15 protein-coding genes are annotated in these 23,440 nt (G+C 72.9%); 11 read left to right on the plus strand and 4 right to left on the minus strand.

From position 1 onward, the window contains the following. Window positions 1-152: 152 nt before the first annotated feature. Window positions 153-2,921 (minus strand): lysylphosphatidylglycerol synthase domain-containing protein, encoded by a 2,769-nt coding sequence (locus ACIQ6R_RS03410; protein ID WP_404218411.1) that lies wholly within the window; start codon window positions 2,919-2,921, stop codon window positions 153-155. A gap of 184 nt (window positions 2,922-3,105) precedes the next feature. Here ACIQ6R_RS03410 and ACIQ6R_RS03415 point away from each other — a divergent pair, with 184 nt between their 5' ends. The 5 genes from ACIQ6R_RS03415 (at window position 3,106) to nudC (ending at window position 13,796) form a co-directional block, all read left to right on the plus strand. After that, entirely contained in the window at window positions 3,106-3,492 is a 387-nt protein-coding gene (locus ACIQ6R_RS03415) for an MGMT family protein (RefSeq protein WP_404170042.1), read from the plus strand. A gap of 362 nt (window positions 3,493-3,854) precedes the next feature. Next, window positions 3,855-7,613, plus strand: a complete 3,759-nt coding sequence (locus ACIQ6R_RS03420) for an ATP-dependent helicase (RefSeq protein ID WP_404218413.1) — start codon at window positions 3,855-3,857, stop codon at window positions 7,611-7,613. Between the two features lie 122 nt (window positions 7,614-7,735). Further along, entirely contained in the window at window positions 7,736-11,278 is a 3,543-nt protein-coding gene (locus tag ACIQ6R_RS03425; protein ID WP_404218415.1) for a UvrD-helicase domain-containing protein, read from the plus strand. Between the two features lie 10 nt (window positions 11,279-11,288). Then, window positions 11,289-12,692: a dipeptidase gene (locus tag ACIQ6R_RS03430; protein ID WP_404218417.1), complete on the plus strand. Its 1,404-nt coding sequence runs from the start codon at window positions 11,289-11,291 to the stop codon at window positions 12,690-12,692. Between the two features lie 159 nt (window positions 12,693-12,851). Beyond that, window positions 12,852-13,796, plus strand: coding sequence for an NAD(+) diphosphatase (gene nudC, locus ACIQ6R_RS03435; RefSeq protein ID WP_404218419.1), 945 nt, complete (start codon window positions 12,852-12,854; stop codon window positions 13,794-13,796). A gap of 79 nt (window positions 13,797-13,875) precedes the next feature. Here the strand turns inward: nudC and ACIQ6R_RS03440 are convergent, their stop codons facing one another. Further along, window positions 13,876-14,118, minus strand: a complete 243-nt coding sequence (locus tag ACIQ6R_RS03440) for a mycoredoxin (protein WP_004983675.1) — start codon at window positions 14,116-14,118, stop codon at window positions 13,876-13,878. A 231-nt stretch (window positions 14,119-14,349) separates the two neighbouring features. On the opposite strand from ACIQ6R_RS03440, the gene ACIQ6R_RS03445 reads away from it, so the two are divergent. The 4 genes from ACIQ6R_RS03445 (at window position 14,350) to ACIQ6R_RS03460 (ending at window position 17,911) form a co-directional block, all read left to right on the plus strand. Then, window positions 14,350-16,551 (plus strand): ATP-dependent DNA helicase UvrD2, encoded by a 2,202-nt coding sequence (locus ACIQ6R_RS03445; RefSeq protein ID WP_404218421.1) that lies wholly within the window; start codon window positions 14,350-14,352, stop codon window positions 16,549-16,551. A gap of 164 nt (window positions 16,552-16,715) precedes the next feature. Beyond that, window positions 16,716-17,048 (plus strand): hypothetical protein, encoded by a 333-nt coding sequence (locus tag ACIQ6R_RS03450; protein ID WP_375924808.1) that lies wholly within the window; start codon window positions 16,716-16,718, stop codon window positions 17,046-17,048. 174 nt (window positions 17,049-17,222) lie between these two features. Next, a complete protein-coding gene (locus ACIQ6R_RS03455) occupies window positions 17,223-17,591 on the plus strand; it encodes a WhiB family transcriptional regulator (RefSeq protein ID WP_404218424.1) in 369 nt (122 codons plus the stop codon). After that, window positions 17,588-17,911, plus strand: coding sequence for a hypothetical protein (locus ACIQ6R_RS03460; protein ID WP_404170060.1), 324 nt, complete (start codon window positions 17,588-17,590; stop codon window positions 17,909-17,911). Before ACIQ6R_RS03455 ends, ACIQ6R_RS03460 begins: the two co-directional genes overlap by 4 nt. A gap of 108 nt (window positions 17,912-18,019) precedes the next feature. On the opposite strand, the gene ACIQ6R_RS03465 is transcribed toward ACIQ6R_RS03460, so the two are convergent. Both ACIQ6R_RS03465 and ACIQ6R_RS03470 read right to left on the minus strand, forming a co-directional pair. Next, a complete protein-coding gene (locus tag ACIQ6R_RS03465) occupies window positions 18,020-19,414 on the minus strand; it encodes an ABC1 kinase family protein (RefSeq protein WP_404218426.1) in 1,395 nt (464 codons plus the stop codon). Then, window positions 19,407-20,618 (minus strand): TOMM precursor leader peptide-binding protein, encoded by a 1,212-nt coding sequence (locus tag ACIQ6R_RS03470; RefSeq protein ID WP_404218428.1) that lies wholly within the window; start codon window positions 20,616-20,618, stop codon window positions 19,407-19,409. Before ACIQ6R_RS03470 ends, ACIQ6R_RS03465 begins: the two co-directional genes overlap by 8 nt. 263 nt (window positions 20,619-20,881) lie before the next feature. Here ACIQ6R_RS03470 and ACIQ6R_RS03475 point away from each other — a divergent pair, with 263 nt between their 5' ends. Both ACIQ6R_RS03475 and ACIQ6R_RS03480 read left to right on the plus strand, forming a co-directional pair. Beyond that, window positions 20,882-21,478, plus strand: coding sequence for a M48 family metallopeptidase (locus ACIQ6R_RS03475; RefSeq protein ID WP_404170068.1), 597 nt, complete (start codon window positions 20,882-20,884; stop codon window positions 21,476-21,478). A gap of 148 nt (window positions 21,479-21,626) precedes the next feature. Beyond that, window positions 21,627-23,435, plus strand: a complete 1,809-nt coding sequence (locus ACIQ6R_RS03480) for a TerD family protein (RefSeq protein ID WP_404218430.1) — start codon at window positions 21,627-21,629, stop codon at window positions 23,433-23,435. Window positions 23,436-23,440: the final 5 nt, after the last annotated feature.

Genomic DNA, 23,440 nt, shown 5'->3' on the forward strand with positions numbered 1-23,440 from the left:
CGTGCGGGCGCGCGGGTCCGTGCGCTCGGGGCAGGAGCCGTACGAGGTACGGGGCGGCCGGACGTACGCGTGTGCGTGGATGCCTACGGATCACCTCGGTGTCTGAGGCCGTTCCGCGCAGTCTGAGGTCGTCCCGCAGCGTACGAGGGCTGTTACAGCGCCTCTTTCCGTGTCAGGTGGTTGAAGACCAGCCAGCCCGGCAGCACCGGCAGCCACAGCGTGAGCAGCCGGTACAGCAGCACCGCGGGTGCGGCGACCTCCTTGGGCAGGCCGACGGCGATCAGACCGACGGTCAGCGTCGCCTCGACCGCGCCCACACCGCCGGGCGTGGGCGCCGCGGACCCCAGCGCGTTGCCCGCGAGGAAGACGACCGCGACGCTCGCCAGGCTGATCGACGTCGTCTCGTCGCCGAAGGCCCGGACCGAGGCGTCCAGACACATCACGAAGCAGGCGGTGAGCAGCAGCATGCCGCCGATGCCGGTGACCAGCTTCTGCGGCCGCTGCAGGACATCCAGCATGCGCGGCACGACACCGGCGAAAAGCGACCGCACGCGCGTGACGACGAATTTCCGCAGGAACGGCACCGACGTCACCACGAGCACGAGCACCGCCACCGTCAGCAGACCCGCGATGACCGTCCGGGAGGGCGACAGGGACGGCGTCTTCTCGGTGCCGGTCAGGTAGCCGAAGGCCAGCAGCATCAGGATGTGGCAGCCGAGCCCGAACAACTGCGACGCGCCGACACTCGCCACCGCGAGCCCCGGCCGCACGCCCGCGCGCTGGAGGAAGCGGGTGTTCAGGGCGACACCGCCGACCGCCGCGGGGGCGACGATCTTCACGAACGACCCGGCGACCTGCGCCGCCACGGTCCGCAGGAACGGCACCTTCTCGGGTACGAAGCCCAGCAGGGCCATCGCCGCCGCGACATAACTCGCCGCCGAGAACAGCACCGCCGCGATCACCCAGCCCCACTGGGCGTTCGAGATCAGCGGCCCGAATTCGATGTGGGTGAGCTGCGTCAGCAGGAAGTAGGCACCGATCGCACCTGCGATGAAGCTGATCAGCGTGCGCGGCCGCACCCGCTCCAGGCGAGCCGGCTCGACGGGAGCCTGGGGCCTGATCCGCAGCACCGCGTGCCGGATCTGCGTGAGCAGGTCCTCCTCACGCGCCTCCTCCAAGGCCTCGTCGACGGCCCGCTTCTCCGCCCGCTGCTCGGCACGCACGACTTTCTTGTCGGGCTTGTCGGGCTTGTCGGGCTGCTCGGTCGCGGGGATCGTGCCGTCGTCTGCGGCAGCCTCCGAACGGGCCAGCTTGGCCTGCCGGGACGACTCCAGGACCGCCTCCCGCTCGCGCTGGGCCCGTTCCCGGGCCAGTTTGCGCAGGGTCGCGCGCGTGGAGCGGCTGAGCGCGATGGGCTGGAGCATCGGCAGACAGTCCGCCACGGCGTCGGGGCCGAGCACGGCCACCGCCGAGGCGACCGTGCGTTCGGCACCCACCCGCAGGCCGAGCGTCACCAGGAGCTGGGAGATGTCCATCCGCAGCAGCAGGTCCCCGGCGGCGATCTCGCCGATGCGCAGGTCGGTGAGGATCACCGTGCCGGCAGGATCCACCAGGATCGCGTCGCCCACCAGCCTGCGGTGCGCGATGCGCCGGGACTGCAGGGCCCGCACCTGCTCCCAGGTGTCGCGCAGCAGGTCGTCGGTGATCTCCTCGTCCGACAGCGAGTCGAGCGTGCGCCCACCGGTGTGCTCGTAGACGAGCATCACGGCGTCGGGACCCAGCTCGGACGTCGCGATCAGTTTCGGGGCGTTGGCGCCGGCCCCGATCGCCGCGTAGGCGAGCAGTGCCTCCTGCTCCAGGGCCTGCCGCAGTGACGGGAGGCTGCTGCGGGTGGCGAAGCCGCGCAGTGTCAGATTGCGCCACGCGCGGTAGAAGAAGCCTTGGGCCTGCTGCTCCCGGTCCACCACCGTCACGTCCAGCGGCCGGCCGTCCTCCAGCGTGACGAAGTAGCGGCGGCCGCGGTCACCGGTCTCCGCGGTGTCCGACGGTGCTTCCTGGCGGGCGGCGGTCACCGGGCGGAAACCGACGTGCCGCAGCCCCGCCATCAGCGTCCGTCCGGTGGGGCGGACGTTGGGGGAGCCGACGGCGTACAGCGTTCCGTAGGCCACGGTCCAGCCGATGAGGACCGTCAGAATGATCGAGAACGGTGTCGTGTAGCCGGTGACGAGCATCGAGAACGCGTCGAGGAGCAGCACGACCCACAGCACCGCCCGCCAGCGGGGTCTGCGGGACATGCCGACTGCCGTCATGTACGCGATGACCGGCGCCAGGTAGCCGTGCACGGGATCGGTGAGAGCGTGGACGTCGCCCGGCGAGGGCTGGGTGAGCGCCTCCTGGATGGACCCGGGGGCGGCCTTGGCGACCCACAGGTCGGTGGCGAGGGTCACCCCGTGCGCGAGGACTGCCGCCAGCACACCGTCGGCGATCCGCAGCCCGTCCCGTTTGATCAGCCGCTCGATCGCGAACGCGACCGGCACGAGGAGGATCGCGATGCTGGAGGCCAGTCCAGCGATCTTGATCAGCAGGTCGGGCGCCTGTCCGGTGCCCTTGTTGATGTCCTGCTCGAGGCCCGAGGTGGTGCCGTGCGCGAAGGCGGCGACGGCGAGCAGTACGACGACGGCGAGCACGCCCACCAGGAGCCGCATCAGGTCGGACGGACGGTGCACGCGCGCGGGGAGCAGCGGTTCGTCGCCCTCCACCTCGTCGATGTGCGCGACGTCGTCGGGGTCGGCGGCCGTCGCCGTCCTGCCCGCTGCCGCCCGCCGGCCGGTCCTCTCGCCGCTTCCGTCCGCGGTGTCCGGGCGCGACGAAGAGCCGGAGGTGCCCTCGGCGTCCTCGGGGTGCACACCCTGCTGCTTCATCGCCTCTTCTTGCTCTCGTATCACTGGTCACCGCCCGCACGATGGTGGCATGCCGCGTCGGCCTCGGCAGGCATCAGGGTGCCCGTGCGGCCGCACAGTCTGCCCGAAGCGCCGCTCCCGGGCGAGGGACGCGCACCGCCGGGAGCGCGTCGCGTTGTCGGTGGGGTGGGGCAGGATGGGGCGGATGAGCGAGCAGAGCCTTCCGGAGGAGGCCCGCCCGGAGTACGCGGACGCGCTGCCCGAGTACGCCGAGCGGGTCCTCGAGGTGACCGAACTGATTCCGCCGGGCCGCGTCATGACGTACGGGGACGTCGCCGAGTATCTGGAGGAGGGGGGACCCCGTCAGGTCGGACGGGTGATGTCCCTCTATGGGGGAGGCGTGCCGTGGTGGCGCGTCGTCCGCGCGGACGGGGTCCTGCTCGCGGGGCAGGAATTGGAGGCGCTCGACCGCTACCGGGAGGAGGGCACGCCCCTGAGGGAGGCGAGCAGGGCCGTGGAGGGCCATCTGCCTCGCCTCGACCTGAAGCGGGCGCGGTGGGACGGCGGCGAACGCGCACAGGGGCACACCTGACAGCTTCCGCCATCGGGCGGACCGACGTGTGACCTGTGATCCGTATGAGGGAAAAGGGGCACTTCGGGCACGACCGTGGCATGACGTACGTTCGTGGGGCGGGGGACACAGGCGCCCCGAGTGACCCGAGGGAAGAAGAGGAAGCCCTGCTTCCGCCTCATTCGTCGGCGTAGCGTCGGCCGCACGCGTCCCTCTCATCCCGCGGCCACCGCCGTGCCCGCGGCGCGGACGGCCCACCAGCACACCCACCAGGACCGGCGAACCACGTGAGCTCCTCCTCCTCCACCCGACACCCGTCGCACCCCCAGGCGCGACGGGGGAGCCGTGGCGCTTACCGACTGGTGCGTACCCCGCCGGCGCGCATGGACCCCCCTCGTCTGGACGCCGCACAGCGCGCCGTGGTTGACCACGGGAGCGGCCCGCTGCTCGTCCTCGCCGGCCCGGGCACCGGCAAGACCACCACGCTGGTCGAGTCCGTGGCGGACCGGATCGCCCGGGGCGGCGACCCCGAGCGGATCCTGGTGCTGACCTTCAGCCGCAAGGCGGCCGTCGAGCTGCGCGACCGAATGGCCCTGCGCATGGGCGCCGCGCGTGCTCCCCGGGCGACGACCTTCCACTCCTTCGGTTACGCGTTGGTCCGCGCCCATCAGGACAGCGACCTGTTCGTGGAGCCGCTGCGGCTCCTGTCCGGCCCGGAACAGGACGTGGCGGTACGCGAGCTGCTCGCCGGGCAGGTCGACCTGGAGCGGCGCGGCCTCGCCCACGTGCGCTGGCCCGACGAGTTGCGCGCCTGCCTGACCACCCGTGGCTTCGCCGACGAGGTCCGCGCGGTCCTCGCTCGCAGCCGCGAACTGGGCCTCGGCCCGGACGCCCTCGGCGCCTTCGCCCGGCGCACCGGCCGCCCCGACTGGCGGGCCGCCGCCGTCTTCCTCGCCGAGTACCTCGACGTGCTGGACCTTCAGGGTGTGCTCGACTACGCGGAACTCGTCCACCGCGCGGTGCTTCTCGCCCGCCGCCCCGAGGTCGCCGCGCAGCTGGCCGCGCGGTACGACGCGGTCTACGTCGACGAGTACCAGGACACCGACCCCGCCCAGGTACGGCTGCTGCACGCCCTGGCCGGCGGCGGGCGCACCCTCGTCGCCTTCGGCGATCCCGACCAGTCGATCTACACCTTCCGTGGTGCGGACGTGAACGGCATCCTCGACTTCCCGACCGCCTTCCCCCGCGCGGACGGCCGCCCGGCACCGGTCGTGGTGCTGAGGACCTCGCGACGGTCCGGGGCCGCGTTGCTCGCCGCCACCCGGCTGTTGACCCAGCGCATGCCGATGACCCGGCTCCCCGCCGACAAGGTGCGCGCCCACCGCGAACTCGCCCCGGAGCGGGACGGGGGGCGCGTCGAGGTGTACACGTACCCGACGTCCGGCACCGAGCTGGACAACATCGCCGACATCCTGCGCCGCGCCCACCTGGAGGACGGCGTTCCCTGGGGCGACATGGCCGTCCTGGTACGCGCCGGCTCACGCACCATCCCCACGGTCCGCCGCGCCCTCACCGCGGCCGGCGTGCCCCTGGACATCGACGGCGACGACCTTCCGCTGCGCCACGAGCCGGCGGTGGCGCCGTTGCTGACGGCACTGCGGGCGGTGGCGGAGGCGGAGGCGGGGGAGCGGCCCACGTCGGCGGACGCCGGGCGCGGGACGGCCGGTGATGAGGCGGAGGAGGCCGGGCACGGTGCGGGGGCCGGCGTGTGGTCCGGCGCACCTGACGCCGACGCCGACGCCGATGCCGATGCCGATGCCGAGGCCGAGTCGGCTGAGCCCGAAGCGGGCCCCGACGGCGCGGGGAATGTCAGGCCCGGCGCGGGTGCCGGTGTCGCGGGGGAGCCCGCGCGCGAGGCGGCGGCCGACGGCGTGGGGGGAACCGGGCGTGGGGTCGGCACCGGTGTCACGGGGCAGGCCGCGGCCATCGGCGAGGGCGGGACCGAGCGTGGAGCCGGCGCCGACGAGCAGGGGGACGACGAGCGCGGAGCCCGCGCCGGTGAGGCGGGAGAGGCCGCTCCCGATGCCCATGCCGATGGGGCTGCCGCCCCCGCCCTCGATGGCGCCGCCCCCGACGTCGTCGCCACCACAGCGGTCAAGGCCGTACCCGGGGCGGCGGCGAGGCCCGTGCACGCGGTCGACGCCGATACGGCGGCGGAGCCCGTGCCCGGAGAAGGCACCGACCGCGCGGAGGATGCGTGCTGGCTCCCCACGGAGACCGCCCTCACCCTGCTCACCTCCCCCCTCGCCGGCATGGACGCCGCCGATCTGCGCCGCCTCGGCCGAGCCCTGCGCGAGGAGGAGCGTGCCGCGGGCAACCCGCTGCCGCCGCCCTCGGACGAGCTGCTGGCGCGGGCGCTGGCCGAGCCGGAGCGGCTCGCCGTGCACGACCCCGCGTACGCGCGTGGCGCCCAGCGACTCGGCGCGCTGCTCCGCAAGGCACGCGAGCGCCTGGCGGGCGGCGGCAGCGCCGAGGAGGCGCTGTGGGACCTGTGGGCGGGCACGCCGTGGCCCACCCGCCTGGAACGCTCCGCCCGGCGCGGCGGCGCGGCCGGACGCAACGCCGACCGCGATCTCGACGCCGTGTGCGCCCTCTTCGCGACGGCGGCCCGCGCGGAGGAGCGCACCGGCGGCCGGGGCGCCCTGAACTTCCTGGAGGAGATCGACGCCGAGGACATCGCCGCCGACACCCTCACGCGGCGTGCCGTACGCCCCGACGCCGTCCGCCTGATGACCGCGCACCGCGCGAAGGGGCTGGAGTGGCGCCTGGTCGTCGTCGCGGGCGTCCAGGAGGGCCTGTGGCCGGACCTGCGCCGCCGCGGCTCCCTGCTGGAGGCCGACCGGATCGGCCGCGACGGACTCGCCGAACCGCTCACGCCCGGCGCGCTGCTCGCCGAGGAACGCCGCTTGTTCTACGTGGCCGCCACGCGCGCGCGTGAACGGCTCGTGGTGACCGCCGTGAAGGCCCCGGCCGACGACGGCGACCAGCCCTCCCGGTTCCTGACCGAACTCGGCGTCGAACCCGCCGACGTCACGGGCCGCCCGCGTCGGCCCCTCGCCGTCGGGGCGCTCGTCGCCGAGCTGCGCGCCACCACGGTCGATCCCCGCGTCTCCGAACCCCTGAGGGAGGCAGCCGCCCGCCGACTGGCCCGCCTCGCCGCCCTCGCCGACGAGGACGGCCGCCCCTTGGTGCCGTCCGCCCACCCCTACCGCTGGTGGGGCATGTGGGACTCGACCGAGAGCAAGGTGCCGCTGCGCGACCGTGACCAGCCCGTCACGCTCTCCGGGAGCGCCCTCGACCAGCTGGCCAATACCTGCGCCCTCCAGTGGTTCCTCGGCCGCGAGGTGAAGGCCGACGCGCCCGCCACCGCCGCCCAGGGCTTCGGCAACGTGGTGCACGTCCTCGCCGACGAGGTGGCCTCCGGGCACACCCCGGCCGACCTCGCCGTGCTCATGGAACGCCTGGACTCCGTGTGGAACGCGCTCGCCTTCGACGCGCCGTGGAAGTCGGCGCAGGAGAAGGCCAACGCGCGCGTGGCGCTCGAACGCTTCCTCAAGTGGCATGTCATGGACCGTGCCGGACGCACGCCGGTGGCGAGCGAGCACGACTTCGACGTGACATTGGAGGCGGGCGACTACGAGGTGCGCATCCGCGGCCAGATGGACCGCGTCGAAGCCGACGGTGACGGCCGCGCCTACGTCGTCGACTTCAAGACCGGCAAACAGGCGCCCACCTCCGCCGAGGTGGCCCACCACCCCCAGCTCGCCGTCTACCAGCTCGCCGTCCGCGAGGGCGCCGTCGACGAGGCCTTCGGCGGTGCCCGCCCCGAACCGGGCGGCGCCGAGCTCGTCCAACTGCGCCAGGGCGCGCCCAAGCGCGACGGTGGCGAGACCCTCCCCAAGGTGCAGGCGCAGGACTCTCTGGAGGGGCAGGCGGGCGAGTGGGTCGGGGACCTGCTCGCCACGGCCGCGGGCAAGGTCCTCGACGAACGGTTCACCCCGACCGCGGGCCAGCACTGCACCCACTGCGCCTTCCGCGCGTCGTGCAGCGCACGGCCCGAGGGGCGGCACGTCGTGGAGTGAGCGACCGCAGGGAGCGGACCGCCCGGTGTGATGAGACGCACCACAGGGGTTGACCTGCGCTTCTCCTCACTCGGAAGGTGATCCCGCACCCGCTGTCAGTGCTCGCCGCTAGCCTCTGTGACGTGCCCGCCCATCTCACCGATCCCGATCAGCTCAAGGAGCTCCTCGGTATCCCCTTCACCCCGGAGCAGACGGCCTGCATCGTCGCGCCGCCCGCCCCGCAGGTGATCGTGGCCGGAGCCGGGTCGGGCAAGACGACGGTGATGGCCGCGCGCGTGGTGTGGCTGGTCGGCACCGGCCAGGTCGCCCCGGAACAGGTCCTCGGTCTCACCTTCACCAACAAGGCGGCCGGCGAACTCGCCGAACGCGTCCGCAAGGCGCTGATCAGGGCCGGCGTCACCGACCCGGACGTGATCGACCCGGACAACCCGCCGGGCGAACCGGTGATCTCGACGTACCACGCCTTCGCGGGCCGCCTCCTGACCGACCACGGCCTGCGCCTCGGCCTGGAACCGACCTCCCGTCTGCTCGCCGATGCCACCCGCTACCAGCTCGCCGCGCGGGTGCTGCGCGAGGCTCCCGGCCCCTATCCGGCACTCACCCGCTCCTTCGCCGACCTGGTCAGCGACCTCCTCGCCCTGGACGCCGAACTCTCCGAACACCTCGTACGCCCGGAGGAACTGCGCACCTGGGACGCCGGCCTCCTGGACTCCCTGGAGTCGGTCAGGCTCAGCAACGCCGATCTGCGCAAGGTCCCGGAGGCCGCCGCCGCGCGCCGTGAACTGGCCGACCTGGTGATCCGCTACCGGGCCGCCAAGCGCGAACGGGACCTGCTCGACTTCGGTGACCAGATCGCCCTGTCCGCACAGCTCGCCGGGCTTCCTGAGGTGGGCCGCGTCCTGCGCGACGAGTTCCGGGTCGTGCTGCTCGACGAGTACCAGGACACCTCGGTGGCCCAGCGCATCCTCCTGGCGGGCCTGTTCGGCGGCGGCACCGGCCACCCCGTGACCGCCGTGGGCGATCCCTGCCAGGCGATCTACGGCTGGCGCGGCGCCTCCGTCGCCAACCTCGACGACTTCCCGGAGCACTTCGCGCACGCCGACGGGCGCCCTGCCGCCCGCCAGGCGCTCAGCGAGAACCGCCGCAGCGGCGGCCGCCTCCTCGACCTCGCCAACGGCCTCGCCGAGCCCCTGCGCGCCATGCACGCGGGCGTGGAGGCGCTGCGCCCCGCCCCGGGCGCCGAACGCGACGGCATGGTCCGCTGCGCCCTGCTGCGCACCCACGCCGAGGAGATCGCCTGGATCGCCGACTCCGTCGCCCACCTCGTCCGCACCGGCAAGGCGCCCGGCGAGATCGCCGTCCTGTGCCGCACGGCGACCGACTTCGCCGAGATCCAGGGCGCGCTGGTGGCCCGTGACGTCCCCGTCGAGGTCGTGGGCCTCTCCGGACTGCTGCACCTGCCGGAGGTGGCCGACCTGGTCGCCGTCTGCGAAGTCCTCCAGGACCCCGGCGCCAACGCCTCCCTGGTCCGCCTGCTCACCGGCCCGCGCTGGCGCATCGGCCCGCGCGACCTCGCCCTCCTGGGCCGCCGCGCCCGGCTGCTGGTGAGCCACGCGCGTGTGGAGGGCGACGACGACCCCGACCGGCGGCTCGCCGAGGCCGTCGAGGGCGTCGACCCGTCCGAGGTGATATCGCTCGCGGACGCCCTCGACACCTTCCTGGAGACGCCGCTGGACGGCACCGGCGACGACGACGGACTGCCCTTCTCGCACGACGCGCGGGTGCGGTTCGCACGGCTGGCCACCGAACTGCGCGACCTGCGCCGAGCCCTGGCCGACCCGCTCATGGACGTCCTGCACCGGGTCCTCGCCGTCACCGGTCTGGAGGTCGAACTGTCGGCGTCCCCGCACGCCCTGGCCGCGCGCCGCCGCGAGACCCTGTCGAACTTCCTGGACGTCGCCGCGTCCTTCGCCGCGAGTGACGGCGAGGCCACCCTGCTCGCCTTCCTCGGCTTCCTGCGCACGGCCGCCCAGTACGAGAAGGGCCTGGACAACGCCCTGCCCGGGGGCGAGAACACCGTCAAGGTGCTCACCGCGCACAAGTCCAAGGGCCTGGAGTGGGACGTCGTCGCCGTACCCGGCCTGGTCACCGGCACCTTCCCCAGCGGCCAGGGCCGCGAGAAGTGGACCGCCCAGGGCAAGGTGCTGCCGCACGACCTGCGCGGTGACGCCGACACCCTGCCCGAAGTCGGATCCTGGGACTCCCGGGGCCTCAAGGCATTCCAGGAGGCCATGAAGGACCACCAGCACACCGAGGAACTCCGCCTCGGCTACGTCACCTTCACCCGTCCCCGCTCCCTGCTGCTGGGCTCCGGCCACTGGTGGGGCCCGAGCCAGAAGAAGCCCCGCGGACCGTCCGACTTCCTCACGGCCCTGTACGAGCACTGCGCCGCCGGGTACGGCGAGATCGAGGCCTGGGCGGACGAACCCGCCGAGGACGAGGAGAACCCGGCCCTGCACCGGCCGACCGCCGACCAGGCCTGGCCCCTGCCACTGGACGAAGCGGCCCTCGCCCGCCGCCGGGCCGCCGCCGAGACGGTCCTCGCCCACCTGGCCTCCCACGAGGAGGACCGTCCCGCTGCCGCGCACGACCCGGACCACTACGACGACCCGGACTGGCCGCCGCCGCCCGGGGACGACGAGGTGCTCCAGGAGGAAGAGATCACCGGCGACCCCGGCGGGCCGGAAGATCCCGCCGACTGGGACTCCTGGACCACGGACCGGCCCACCGCCCCGTCGGCCCCCGCCGCGACGGCGCCGGACGGCAGCCCCGCCATCCCGCACCAGGCGGCTCCTCCGGGACAGCCCGGCGGAACCGACCTGCCCCGTCCCCACTCCGAGGAACCGCGAACCGGACGAACCGCCCCCGCCCGCCTCACCCCGGAGGAGGCTCGGACCGTCGCCTCCTGGGACCGCGACCTCGACGCGCTCACCGGCGAGCTCCTGCGCGCCCGCGAGAGCGTCACCGAGGTACGTCTGCCGGCGTCGCTGACCGCCTCCCAGCTGCTCAGCCTGGCCGCCGACCCGGACGGCTTCGCGCAGGAACTGGCGCGCCCCATGCCTCGCCCGCCCCAGCCCGCCGCCCGCCGCGGCACCCGTTTCCACGCCTGGGTCGAGGCCCGCTTCGAACCGCTCACACTCCCCCTGCTGGAACCGGAGGAGCTGCCCGGCGGCGACGCCGAGATCGCCGACGAACGCGACCTGGAGTTCCTCAAGGACGCCTTCGAGCGCACCGAGTACGCCCGGCGCACGCCCTACCGCGTCGAGGCGCCGTTCCAGTTCTCGCTCGCCGGCCGAGTCGTACGCGGCCGCATCGACGCCGTCTACAAGGAGGGCGACGGCGAGACGGCGACGTACGAGATCGTCGACTGGAAGACGAGCCGTGCCGGCACCGCGGACCCGCTCCAGCTCGCGCTCTACCGCCTCGCCTGGGCCGAGCAGCAGCACGTACCCCTGGAGTCGGTGACGGCCGCCTTCCTGTACGTACGCACCGGCGAGGTCGTACGGCCCGACGGGCTGCCGGGCCGCGCCGCGCTGGAGAACCTGCTGTTGACCGACCCGGTCGGTGACGAACCGCACGATCAGGGTGTCGGCGCGGGCCGATAGGCTCGTGAGCATGAGCGAGACCCCGGACAGCGCTGTCCGTACGTACATCGAGCACCACCGCGCCGCCTTCCTCGACGACCTCGGCGAGTGGCTGCGCATACCGTCCGTGTCGGCCCAGCCCGACCACGCGACCGATGTGCGCCGCAGCGCCGACTGGCTCGCCGCCAAGCTGAAGGAGACCGGCTTCCCGACCGCCGAGATCTGGCCGACGCCGGGCGCCCCGGCCGTCTTCGCCGAATGGCCCGCCGGCGACCCGCAGGCACCGACGATCCTCGTCTACGGCCACCACGACGTACAGCCCGCCGCCCGCGAGGACGGCTGGAACAGCGAACCCTTCGAGCCCGTCGTCCGCGGAAACCGCCTCTACGCGCGCGGGGCGGCCGACGACAAGGGGCAGGTGTTCTTCCACACGCTCGGCGTCCGTGCCCACCTCGCCGCCACCGGCCGCACCGCCCCCGCGGTGAACCTCAAGCTGCTGATCGAGGGCGAGGAGGAGTCCGGTTCCCCGCACTTCCGAGCCCTGGTCGAGGAGCGCGCCGAGCGGCTCACCGCCGACGCGGTGATCGTCTCCGACACCGGCATGTGGTCCGAGGACACCCCTACGGTCTGCACCGGCATGCGCGGCCTCGCCGAGTGCGAGATCCGGCTGCACGGACCCGACCAGGACATCCACTCGGGATCCTTCGGCGGCGCGGTCCCCAACCCGGCCACCGCCGTCGCCCGACTCGTCGCCGCCCTGCACGACGAGGACGCGCGCGTGGCGATCCCGGGCTTCTACGACGGCGTGATCGAACTCACCGACAAGGAACGCGACCTCTTCGCCGAGCTGCCCTTCGACGAGCCGCGGTGGCTGCGCACGGCCAAGTCGTACGCCGTCCACGGCGAGGCCGGGCACACCACCCTGGAGCGCATCTGGGCCCGCCCCACCGCCGAGGTCAACGGCATCGGCGGCGGCTACCAGGGCCCCGGCAGCAAGACGATCATCCCGTCGTCCGCCATGGTGAAGCTCTCCTTCCGGCTGGTCGCGGGCCAGGACCCCGACCATGTCGAGAAGGCCGTCCGCGCCTGGGCCGCCGAGCAGGTGCCCGCCGGGATCCGCAGCGAGATCACCTTCAGCGGGGCCACGCGCCCGTGCCTGACGCCGCTGGACCATCCGGCGCTGCAGTCGGTGGTCCGCGCCATGGGCCGGGCCTTCGAGAAACCGGTCCGTTTCACCCGCGAGGGCGGCTCGGGACCGGCCGCCGACCTCCAGGAGGTCCTCGGCGCACCCGTTCTCTTCCTGGGCATCTCCGTCCCGTCCGACGGCTGGCACGCTCCCGACGAGAAGGTCGAGATCGACCTGCTGCTCAAGGGCGTCGAAACCTCCGCCCACCTGTGGGGCGACCTGGCGGAGTACTGGCGCCACTCGCCTTGAGCGCCCGCACGGTCCGGGTCCGGACCGGCATCACGCGCGCGGCACACTGGAAAGGCCGCCCCGCACCGCCGAGCCCTCCGGACCCGGTCGCCACCCGCCCCAAGACCCGCTGAACCGTCTGCCGAACCGAACCGCTCACCGGGGGAGTTGGAAGCACCCGTGACCACCTGGACCCACCACACCGCCGACCGTCCCATCTCGCTCACCGCCCCGAGCGGCGTCGACCGCGCCGCCCATCACCGTCTCGACGAGGCCTGGCTCGCGGCGGCGTGGAGCCACCCGTCGACGCGCTGCTTCGTGGTCTCCGGCGGCCAGGTCCTCATCGACGAGACGCCCGACGGGCGTACCGAAGTCGTCATGACCCCCTCCTTCGAGGCCCCGCTCACCGAGGCACACCGCTACTTCCTGGGCACCGACGAGGACGGTGTCAGCTACTTCGCCCTCCAGAAGGACTCCCTGCCCGGCCGCATGGACCAGTCCGCGCGCGCGGCGGGCCTGCGCGAGGCCGGTCTGCTCCTGTCCCCCCGCGACGCGGGCCTGATGGCCCACGCGGTCGCCCTGGAGAACTGGCAGCGACTGCACCGGTTCTGCTCCCGCTGCGGCGAGCGCACCGTCATCGCCGCCGCCGGCCACATCCGCCGCTGCCCCGCCTGTGGTGCCGAGCACTACCCGCGCACCGACCCCGCGGTGATCATGGCGGTCACGGACGGGGAGGACCGCATCCTGCTCGGCCGCCAGGTTCACTGGCCCGAGGGCCGTTTCTCGACGCTCGCCGGCTTCGTGGAGCCCGGCGAGTCCATCGAGCAGTCGGTCCGCCGCGAGGTGTACGAGGAGGCCGGCGTCATCGTCGGCCCCGTCGAGTACGTCGCCAGCCAGCCCTGGCCGTTCCCGTCCAGCCTGATGCTGGGCTTCATGGCCCGCGCCACCTCGACCGAGATCAACGTCGACGGTGACGAGATCCACGAGGCCCGCTGGTTCTCCCGCGACGAGCTGGGCGCCGCCTTCGAGTCCGGCGAGGTGCTCCCGCCCTACGGCATCTCGATCGCGGCCCGTCTCATCGAGCTCTGGTACGGCAAGCCGCTGCCGACGCGCGGCGCTTTCTGAGGCAGGAACACGTGTAGAGGGGTGGCCCTCCCCCAGGCGGGGAGGGCCACCCCTCTACACGTCGTGCGCGTCTTGCCGCTTACGCGCCGATCTTCTGCTTCACCTGCGCCAGCGACGGGTTCGTCAGCGTCGAGCCGTCCGGGAAGAGCACGGTCGGCACCGTCTGGTTTCCGCCATTCGCCTTCTCCACGAACGCGGCGGACTCCGGGTCCTGCTCGATGTTGATCTCGGTGTACGCGATGCCCTCGCGGTCCATCTGGCTCTTCAGCCGGCGGCAGTAGCCGCACCACGTGGTGCTGTACATCGTCACAGTGCCCGGCATGTCTATCGCGCTCCTTCGGCGGCTCGGGGATGAGGTCGCACGGAGGGAACGTCTGTGGAGGCGCCACCATTCCCGGGGCGACTCCAGGCGACTCCAGGCGGCTCCGGGGCGCCTCCGGGTGCCGTTCCGGGGACATCGCGGCGCGTGACGCCTGTCGCATCAGTACGACTATCGGTGCGTGCCTGTGGACAACCGGCTCACCCGTCTCCCGCGACCTGGCAGCATGGCGGTGTGACAGCAGCAACGCACTCCACCCTCTTCCCGCAGGTACCGGACTCGGCCGACGCGGTGCTCGAAGGGCTCGACCCCGAGCAACGCGAGGTGGCGACCGCCCTGCGTGGGCCGGTGTGCGTGCTGGCGGGTGCCGGTACCGGCAAGACCCGGGCGATCACCCACCGCATCGCCTACGGGGTACGCGCCGGGATCCTCCAGCCTTCCAGCGTCCTCGCGGTCACCTTCACCAACCGTGCCGCCGGGGAGATGCGCGGCCGGCTGCGCCAGCTCGGTGCCGCAGGTGTCCAGGCCCGCACGTTCCACTCGGCGGCGCTGCGCCAGCTCCAGTACTTCTGGCCGAAAGCGATCGGTGGCTCCCTGCCCCGGCTCGTCGACCGCAAGATCCAGCTCGTCGCCGACGCGGCCGCCGCCTGCCGCATCCGCCTCGACCGGGGCGAGCTGCGCGACGCCACCGCCGAGATCGAGTGGTCCAAGGTGACCCAGACCGTCCCCGCCGACTACGCCCTCGCGGCGGCCAAGGCCGGCCGCGAGGCGCCCCGCGACCCGGCCGAGATCGCCCAGCTCTACTCCGCGTACGAGGACCTCAAGCGCGGGCGTGGCGTCATCGACTTCGAGGACGTGCTGCTGCTGACGGTGGCCGTCCTCCAGGACCGTCACGACGTCGCCGAACAGGTCCGCGCCCAGTACCAGCACTTCGTGGTCGACGAGTACCAGGACGTGAGCCCCCTTCAGCAGCGCCTGCTGGAGCTGTGGCTCGGCGACCGCGACGACGTGTGCGTGGTCGGCGACGCCAGCCAGACGATCTATTCGTTCACGGGAGCAACCCCCGACCATCTGCTCGACTTCCGCGGCCGCCACCCCGGCGCCACCGTCGTCAAGCTGGTCCGTGACTACCGCTCCACCCCCCAGGTGGTCCACCTCGCCAATGGCCTGCTCGCCCAGGCCCGGGGCCGGGCCGCCGACCACCGTCTGGAGCTGGTCTCCCAGCGTCCCGCGGGCCCCGAGCCCGTCTACACCGAGTACACCGACGAACCGGCGGAGGCCGAGGGCGCCGCACGGCGCATCCGCGAACTCATCGACTCGGGCGTTCCGGCCGCCGAGATCGCGGTCCTGTTCCGCACCAACGCACAGTCGGAGACCTACGAGCAGGCCCTCGCCGACGCCGGGGTCCCGTACCAGCTGCGCGGCGCCGAGCGCTTCTTCGACCGCCCTGAGGTGCGCAAGGCCGGCAGCTCCCTGCGGGCCGCGGCGCGCTTCGGCGGCAACGACTCCCTCCTCGACGACGCCGTCGACCTGCCCTCCCAGGTCCGTGCGGTTCTCTCCGGCGAGGGATGGACGCCGCAGCCCCCGGCCGGGTCGGGTGCCGTCCGCGAGCGCTGGGAGTCACTGGCCGCCCTCGTCAACCTCGCCCAGGACTTCGCCGCCGCGAGAGCGGGCGCCACGCTGAGCGACCTGGTGACCGAACTCGACGAGCGGGCGGGCGCCCAGCACGCCCCGACGGTGCAGGGCGTCACCCTCGCCTCCCTGCACTCGGCCAAGGGCCTGGAGTGGGACGTCGTCTTCCTGGTGGGCGTCGCCGAGGGCATGATGCCGATCACCTACGCAAAGACCGACGAGCAGATCGAGGAGGAGCGCCGTCTCCTCTACGTCGGCGTCACCCGTGCGCGCGAACACCTGTACCTGTCCTGGGCGCTCGCCCGCTCACCCGGCGGCCGGCCCAGCCGTCGTCCCAGCCGCTTCCTGAAGGGGCTGCGGCCCGGCTCGGGGACGGCAGGCGGGCGTACGGCCGCGGGCGGGCCCGGAGGCGTGGAGCGTGGCTTCGGGCGCGGCGGCGCGGCGGCCGCCGTCCCGAGACGGACGCAGCGGACCCCGGCCCGCTGCCGGGTCTGCGGGCGCACGCTCACCGACGCGGGTGAGATGAAGCTGATGCGTTGCGAGGACTGCCCGTCCGACATGGACGAGGGTGTCTACGAGCGGCTGCGCGAGTGGCGTGCGATCCAGGCGGGGCGCAGCGGGCAGCCCGCGTTCTGCGTCTTCACCGACAAGACGCTGATGGCGATCGCCGAGTCCGTCCCGGAGGACGAGCGCGAGCTGGCACGCATCCCGGGAGTCGGAGCACGCAAGCTCAACCGCTACGGAGCCGACGTCCTGGCCATCTGCGCAGGCCAGAGCGGGGTGGGAAGGGACGAGGACGGCTGATACAAACTCGTCGAGAAAATAGTTTGCGCATGCCCCGGGAATCCCCATAGGTTCTTGGTCACGGGAACAGCGGCCTTCCCGGAGGCCCTGAATCCGTGTTGTACTTGCATATCCGCGGACTGGTTCATGCCAGTCCCCCGAGACGCCGAGAGGAGGCGAGCCCAGTGATCAGCATCAACACCAGCTCCATCGTCAGCTCCACCGCCAAACTGACCGATCGCTCGGCCGTCTCCCTGTGCATGCTCGGCGTTTCCAACCCGGGCACCGGTCTGTCCGGCATTCGTGCCGTGCGTCCGGCCTCCGCCTCCGTTGCCCCCGCGGGCCTTCCCGTCCGTGAGCGCAATGAGCGACCGACGAAGGCACTGGAAGCAGCAGTAGCGGCACAGGCGCAGGCCTATGCCTTTACCGCGACCGGTGCCGGATTCCGGAAGCAGACGACGCAGCACCACCTGATGTGGGCCTTCCGTGGGCCAGAACCCTGGAGCGATCCAGCCTGATCGACGATCAGGCCGGCGCCTTCAGGGCCGCGGAACCCCACCCGGGATCCGCGGCCCTTCTGTTTGTCCCCGAACGGGGACGGCAGCACGAAGGAGCCTCGGGACAAGAAAAGAACCCGGTACCAAGCCGCACCCGGCCGACCGGCCGGAACGACCAGACGAGGAAGACCACCCGTGCAACTCGAAGCGCACGCCCCGTCCGTACCGCCTTCCGACACGATCCCCAAGCCCGTCCCCACGGAGGACTCCACCTTGACCCCGCTCACCGCGCTCACCGCGCTCGACGACGCCATCGAGAACCTCGGCGTGCCCGTCCCCTGCCGCTCCTACGACCCGGAGGTCTTCTTCGCCGAGTCGCCTGCGGACATCGAGTACGCCAAGTCCCTCTGCCGCACCTGCCCGCTGATCGAGGCCTGCCTCGCCGGCGCCAAGGAGCGGCGTGAGCCCTGGGGCGTCTGGGGTGGCGAGCTGTTCGTGCAGGGAGTCGTCGTTGCCCGGAAGCGGCCCCGTGGCCGCCCGCGCAAGAACCCGGTCTCGGCATGAACACCGCAGGAACGATCGATCGCCCCCTCACGTACGACCCCAAGAAGCAGGCCCCGATGAAGCCGTCCACCCACGACATCGCAGGCTCCGCGCCTGAAGACTTCACCACCAGCGACGCGAGGGACTCGCGTCAGAACAGGACCCGTGAGATGCAACTCATCCCAGAAGCCCTGGCTCGTGCGCATATGCACGACCGCCTGCATGAGGCAGAGCGGGAACGCCGGGCCCTGCGCCTGGCGACCGCTCGCCGGATGCAGCGCCGAGCCGAGCGCGCCTCTAGGCGTGCCCGGCGGGCGCTCGCCATGGCCGTCATGCAGTAACCGAGCACACCTGAAGCGGTAGCCTCCCGGCCCGGGAGGCGAAGCTCTTCCCGTGGGGGCCGGTCCGTCCAACGGATCGGCCCCCACGGCCCGTTCAGCTCCGGCGGCTCACGCCTCGGCCGCCGTTTCCTCCGCTTCGTACTCGTCCCCCGCCTCGTACTCGCCGTCTTCCTCGGGGACGAATCCCACCAGCCACTCCTCCAACTCGTCACGCAGCCGCACCGTCGCTCCCAGCTGGCACAGCACGCCGATGGTGCTCAAGGTCACGCGGTGGATCAGCAGGTAGGCCGGCGGCAGGTTGAGCTGCTTGGCCAGCTGGTACGCGGGGGAGCGGGGGTCGCCGATCCGAGCCGCCTGGCTCCGCATCCAGCCACGGGTGAAGGTGAACTCGTCGACCCGGGCCGGCTCGATGATCGGCAGGAGGTAGTCGAGGACGGCGTCGGGGTCCAGCTCTATCGACTCCTTGACGAAGCCCTCCGCGCAGAGCATCTCGTAGACGGCGTCCGCCTCGCCGTCCAGCGTCATGCGCAGGGCCGCCCCGATGGGCTCGGGCAGGCCGCCCGGCAGGCGGTCGACCGTGCCGAAGTCCAGAACGCCCAGGCGCCAGTCGTCCTCGCCGTCCGGCCCGCCGGGCAGCAGGCGGAAGTTGCCGGGGTGCGGGTCGGCGTGCAGGAGGCCGGTGCGCGCAGGGCCCGAGAAGAGGAAGTGGGCCAGGAGCTGGCCGGCCCGGTCGCGCTGCTCCGGTGTTCCGTCCGCGATGATCTCCGACAGCGGTAGGCCGTCGATCCACTCGGTGACCAGCACCTGCTCGCACTGGTGGACGACGTCCGGCACCACGATGTCCGGGTCGTCCGCGAACTCCTCGGCGTGAGTCCGCTGGGCCTGGGCCTCCAGGTCGTAGTCCAGTTCCTCGGAGACCCGGTCCTTCAGCTCCGTGATCAGCGGCTTGATGTCCATGCCGGGAACCAGCGGGCCGAGCAGGCGGGCGAAGCGGCTGAGCTGGTTCAGGTCGGACAGCAGTGCTTCGCCGGCGCCCGGGTACTGCACCTTGACCGCCACCTCGCGGCCGTCGTGCCACACCGCCCGGTGCACCTGGCCGATCGAGGCGGCCGCGGCGGGCTTGTCCTCGAACTCCAGGAACAGGTCGTGCCAGTCCTCGCCGAGCCGCTCCGCGAGCACGGAGTGCACCGTGCGGGTCGGCATCGGCGGTGCGGCCTCCTGCAACTTGGTCAGTGCCGCCCGATAGGGACCGGCGACCTCCTCGGGCAGCGCGGACTCGAAGACGGACAGGGCCTGTCCGAACTTCATCGCCCCGCCCTTGAGCTCGCCCAGCACCTTGAACAACTGCTCCGCGGTGCGCTGCTGCAGCTGCTGGCCGACGATCTCCGCGGACTCGCCCACGATTCGCTTGCCGAGCCCCCAGGTAGCCCGCCCGGCGAAGCCGAGCGGAAGCGCGGCGAGCTTGGCGGTCCGGGTGACCGCCTTGCGCGGAAGATCAGACATGCGCCCTCCAAGTCCCAGCCGGCCGCGCCGGTTCTGCCTCATGGCGTGCTTCCGCCGACGGCCCTTGCCCAGCCATTGTCGCGCGCCGCCCCCCGTCCCCGGGGGTGTGTTCCTGCTTACCTTTCTCCGCGGCTCCGCACGGGCACGCGGGATGGGCCGGGACCGGCCGCGTGTGCCACCGCAGACCAGGCAGTGAAACCTCCCAGCGGGCACCGGCGCTCGAAGGCGTCCGGCCGTCCAGGAAGGCGAGCGCGTGGGCCGCCGCGAGCCCGGCGACGGTCGTGGCGAGGGTGAGGTCGCAGGGCCGTACCCGGTGCTGTCGGCCCGAGCGCCACTGCGCCACCAGGCGGGGCCAGGCCGGATCCCGGTCGGTGCGGTCCGCGTGCAGACAGCCCGCGCACCCCGTCTCGCCAGGCAGGACGAGAGGGCCGACGACGCCGGTACCCTCCACGACGCCGGCGTACAGGTGGGGCGTACCGGAGGCCATGAGGGGCTCGGCGGCGGCAGGGTCGGGTGTGTGCACCGCCACGTCGTCGCGCGGCGCGACGACCACCAGGGAGAAGCCCGGGGCGCTCCCCTCGGGCGTCGTGGGACCGCGGCGCGGCGGCCGGCCGGGAGCGGCCCGGCGGACCGCGCGGCGGGCCGTCTCGTCGCGGCGATCGCCGACAGACTCGGCGGGCAGCCCGCCCGGGGCGACGTCCCACGGCTCGACGCGTCCGCCGTCGAGCACGTCGATCTCCCCGACGCCCGCGCCCGACAACAGGCCGGCGAGCACCGCGCCCACCCGGCCCGCACCTCTCACCCGCACCCGCAGCGCGCGCCGGGCGGCCAGGTGCCTCATGGCGTCCCCCGGTTCGGAGGTGGTCAGAGACAGTGAGGCGAGATCGGGACGGAGCCGGTCGAGGACGTCCTTCTTCTCCCGCAGGGCGTCGGCGTCCGGCCCGCCGCCCCGCGCGTCGTCGAGGAGCCCGGCCCGGGCCAGCCCCTCCACCACCCGGTCGACGTGTCCGTCCGGCAGGTCCATGCGTCGTCCCTCCTCGCGCAGGAGAGCCGTACCGCGGGTGCCGTTGAGCAGCTCGAGGAAGCTTCCCGTCGCCGTGTCCACCGGGCCGAGTGTCAGCGCGTGCGCCGGCGTCATCCCGAACTGCACGGTGTTCAGATCGCGCCAGCCGCGCCTCAGCGCGGGCTTCACCATCGGATGCATGCCAGGTCCCCCGTAGGTCTTCGACGGTCTTCGAACGTCCCCGTGTGTCCGGCGGTGGTCGTCGCGTACCGGTTCGTGCGGTCGGTCGCGAATCCGCCGGCGAGTGCCAGCATGCCCGGATGGGCGGCAGGGCGTCGAAAGTTATCCACAGGTGGTGGGTGTTCGTCGTACAAATCAGTCGTCCACCTCAAGGAGGGTGGCGGATCGGCACCGAAGCATCGCGGAGCCGGGACTTCCCCGTGTGCAGCGGGTAACGTCGTGGCGTGTCCGCCGACCCACTGCACCGCGCCGGGGCGCCCCAGCGCACACCGACGAATCCGCCGCCGAACGGCTCGGGGGCGAGCGCGATCGAGGTCCGCAGGAGCACCCGGCGACGCCGGACGGTCTCCGCGTACCGCGAGGGCGACCGCACCGTCGTGCTGATCCCCGCCCGGATGTCCGAGGCGGAGGAGCAACGCTGGGTGAGCGTCATGCTGGACAAGCTGGCCGCCCAGGAGAGCAAGCGGGTCCTCGGCGACGCCGAACTGGCCGAGCGGGCGGAGCGCCTGTCGGGCCAGTACTTCGACGGCCGGGCCCGGCCCACCTCGGTCCGCTGGGTCACCAACCAGAACACGCGGTGGGGCTCGTGCACCCCGTCCGAGGGAAGCATCCGGCTGTCGCACCGTCTCCAGGGCATGCCCGAGTACGTCGTCGACTACGTCCTTCTCCACGAACTGGCGCATCTGCTCGTCCCGGGGCACGGGCCCCGGTTCTGGCGGTTGCTGGAGGCGTATCCGAGGACCGAGCGGGCCCGCGGCTACCTCGAGGGCGTGGTCGCCGCCGACCGGTTGCCGCACGTACCCGGCGCTCGCGGCGAATAGCGCGCGCCCCCGAGCGTGCCCCGGCGGGGCGTCCGGCACGGCGGCGCACGGGTTCTGTACCGGCTCTGTACCGACTGCCTCCGGTGTCCGGGGTTGCCGTTAGCCTGGCGCGACGCACTCACATTCGGATGGGGGACGGTCGGAACGTATGGCCAGGGAATTCCAACGCGGCCACAAGGCCAGGATCAGTGACCTCACCGCGGGCACGGATCTGTACGTAGGCGTGCAGATCTCCGGCCCCGGACTGAGCTTCGACATCAGCTGCTTCGGTCTCGACGCCGACGAGCGGTTGTCGGACGACCGGTACTTCGTGTTCTTCAATCAACCGAAGTCCCCCGAGGAGTCCATCCAGCTCCTGGGTGCGCAGGCGGGTGACACGGAGTCCTTCCGGGTCACCCTCGACAGGATCCCGCCGCAGGTGCGGAAGCTGTCCTTCACGGCGACTATCGACGGCGCCGGACAGATGTCGCAGGTCGGCCCCGGATACATCCGCATCGTCGCGGGCGGCGAGGAGGTGGCCCGGTATCCGTTCAGCGGCTCCGAGTTCACCACCGAGCGCGCCGTGATGCTGGGTGACTTCTACCTGAAGGACGTGTGGCGTTTCGCCGCCGTCGGGCAGGGCTTCGACGGCGGATTGGACGCGCTGCTGAAGAACTTCGGCGGCGAGGTGGCCGAGGAGGAGCCGCCCGCGCCGCAGCAGGCGCAGCAGCCGCAGGCCGGCGCCGCCCCGGGCTTCGCCCCGCCCGCCCAGGCCTCGGTGCCGCCGGCGTTCGGCGCGCCCGCCGCCGCTCCTGAGCCCGCCGCGGCCCCCGCCCCCGCGCAGCCCGCCCCGCAGGGCTTCGCCCCTCCGCCGGCCGCCACGCCCCCCGCCCCGGCGCCCGGGCCCGACGTGCACGCCGCGCAGACCATCGTCGCGCCCATGAACACGCCGCCCGGCGGCTCCCCGGTGCCGCCCCCGGCCCCGGCGCCCGCCCCGCACGGCCAGCCGGGCCAGCCGGGCCAGCCCGGTCAGCAGCAGCCGCCGTACGGCCAGATCCCCGGCCAGGGTGCCCCGCCGCCTCCCGGCTACGGCCAGCCGCAAGCTCCCCAGCCGCCGACCCCGCCGCCCGGCTACGGCCAGCCGACCCCGCCTCCCGATTACGGGCAGCCCACCCCGCCGCCCGGCTACGGCCAGCCGACCCCGCCTCCCGGCTACGGCCAGCCCACCCCGCCGCCCGGCTACGGCCAGCCGGCCCCGCCCGCCGCCTATGGTCAGCAGGCCGCCCCGCAGGGCATGCCCCAGGGCGCGCCGCAGGGCGCCGGGGTGATGGCCGCGCTCCAGCAGTTCAAGGAGACGGCGACCGGTCAGCGCTGGACCCAGCAGAACAAGAAGCTGGTCCGCGTCGACCTCGGCGCGGAAGGCCTGCCCGTGCTGGCCCGGCAGGGCAGCATGGTGCTCTACCAGGGCAAGGTCGACTTCAGCTACAAGGGCGCCGGATTCGCCGGCCGGGTCGTGGGCAACGCCACCGGCCAGGAGATGCAGCTGATGCGCTGCACCGGCAAGGGACAGGTGTTCCTCGCCGACAACTCCGCGATGCTGCACCCCATCGAGCTCCAGGGCGACGCCATCTGCGTCTCCGCGGAGAACGTCCTCGCCTTCGACGAGAGCCTCCAGCACGAGGTCCGCCGTATCGAGGGGCACGGCATTCCCGGCGGCGCGCTGTTCACGATGCAGTTCCAGGGCACCGGCACGATCATCGTCAAGACGCACGGCGTGCCCGTGGTGCTGCCGGTCACGCCCACCACGTTCGCCGACTGCAACGCCGTCGTCGCCTGGTCGGCAGCCGCCCAGGTGGTCGTCTCCAGCCAGGTGCGGATGCGCCGGAACTCCTACGCGGGCGACACGGGCGAGAGTGTCAACCTGCAGTTCCGGGCGGCACCCGGCAACTTCGTCATCGTCCAGCCGTACGAGATCTGAGGGAG

Source organism: Streptomyces sp. NPDC096048 (assembly GCF_044763415.1).
Taxonomy (GTDB): domain Bacteria; phylum Actinomycetota; class Actinomycetes; order Streptomycetales; family Streptomycetaceae; genus Streptomyces.

Coding starts and splice junctions, on each gene's coding strand:
- ACIQ6R_RS03470 (WP_404218428.1), bottom strand. CDS start 20,618: ATGCATCCGATGGTGAAGCCCGCGCTGAGGCGCGGCTGGCGCGATCTG.
- ACIQ6R_RS03410 (WP_404218411.1), bottom strand. CDS start 2,921: ATGAAGCAGCAGGGTGTGCACCCCGAGGACGCCGAGGGCACCTCCGGC.
- ACIQ6R_RS03460 (WP_404170060.1), top strand. CDS start 17,588: ATGAACACCGCAGGAACGATCGATCGCCCCCTCACGTACGACCCCAAG.
- ACIQ6R_RS03430 (WP_404218417.1), top strand. CDS start 11,289: ATGAGCGAGACCCCGGACAGCGCTGTCCGTACGTACATCGAGCACCAC.
- ACIQ6R_RS03465 (WP_404218426.1), bottom strand. CDS start 19,414: ATGTCTGATCTTCCGCGCAAGGCGGTCACCCGGACCGCCAAGCTCGCC.
- ACIQ6R_RS03440 (WP_004983675.1), bottom strand. CDS start 14,118: ATGCCGGGCACTGTGACGATGTACAGCACCACGTGGTGCGGCTACTGC.
- ACIQ6R_RS03420 (WP_404218413.1), top strand. CDS start 3,855: ATGGACCCCCCTCGTCTGGACGCCGCACAGCGCGCCGTGGTTGACCAC.
- ACIQ6R_RS03480 (WP_404218430.1), top strand. CDS start 21,627: ATGGCCAGGGAATTCCAACGCGGCCACAAGGCCAGGATCAGTGACCTC.
- ACIQ6R_RS03415 (WP_404170042.1), top strand. CDS start 3,106: ATGAGCGAGCAGAGCCTTCCGGAGGAGGCCCGCCCGGAGTACGCGGAC.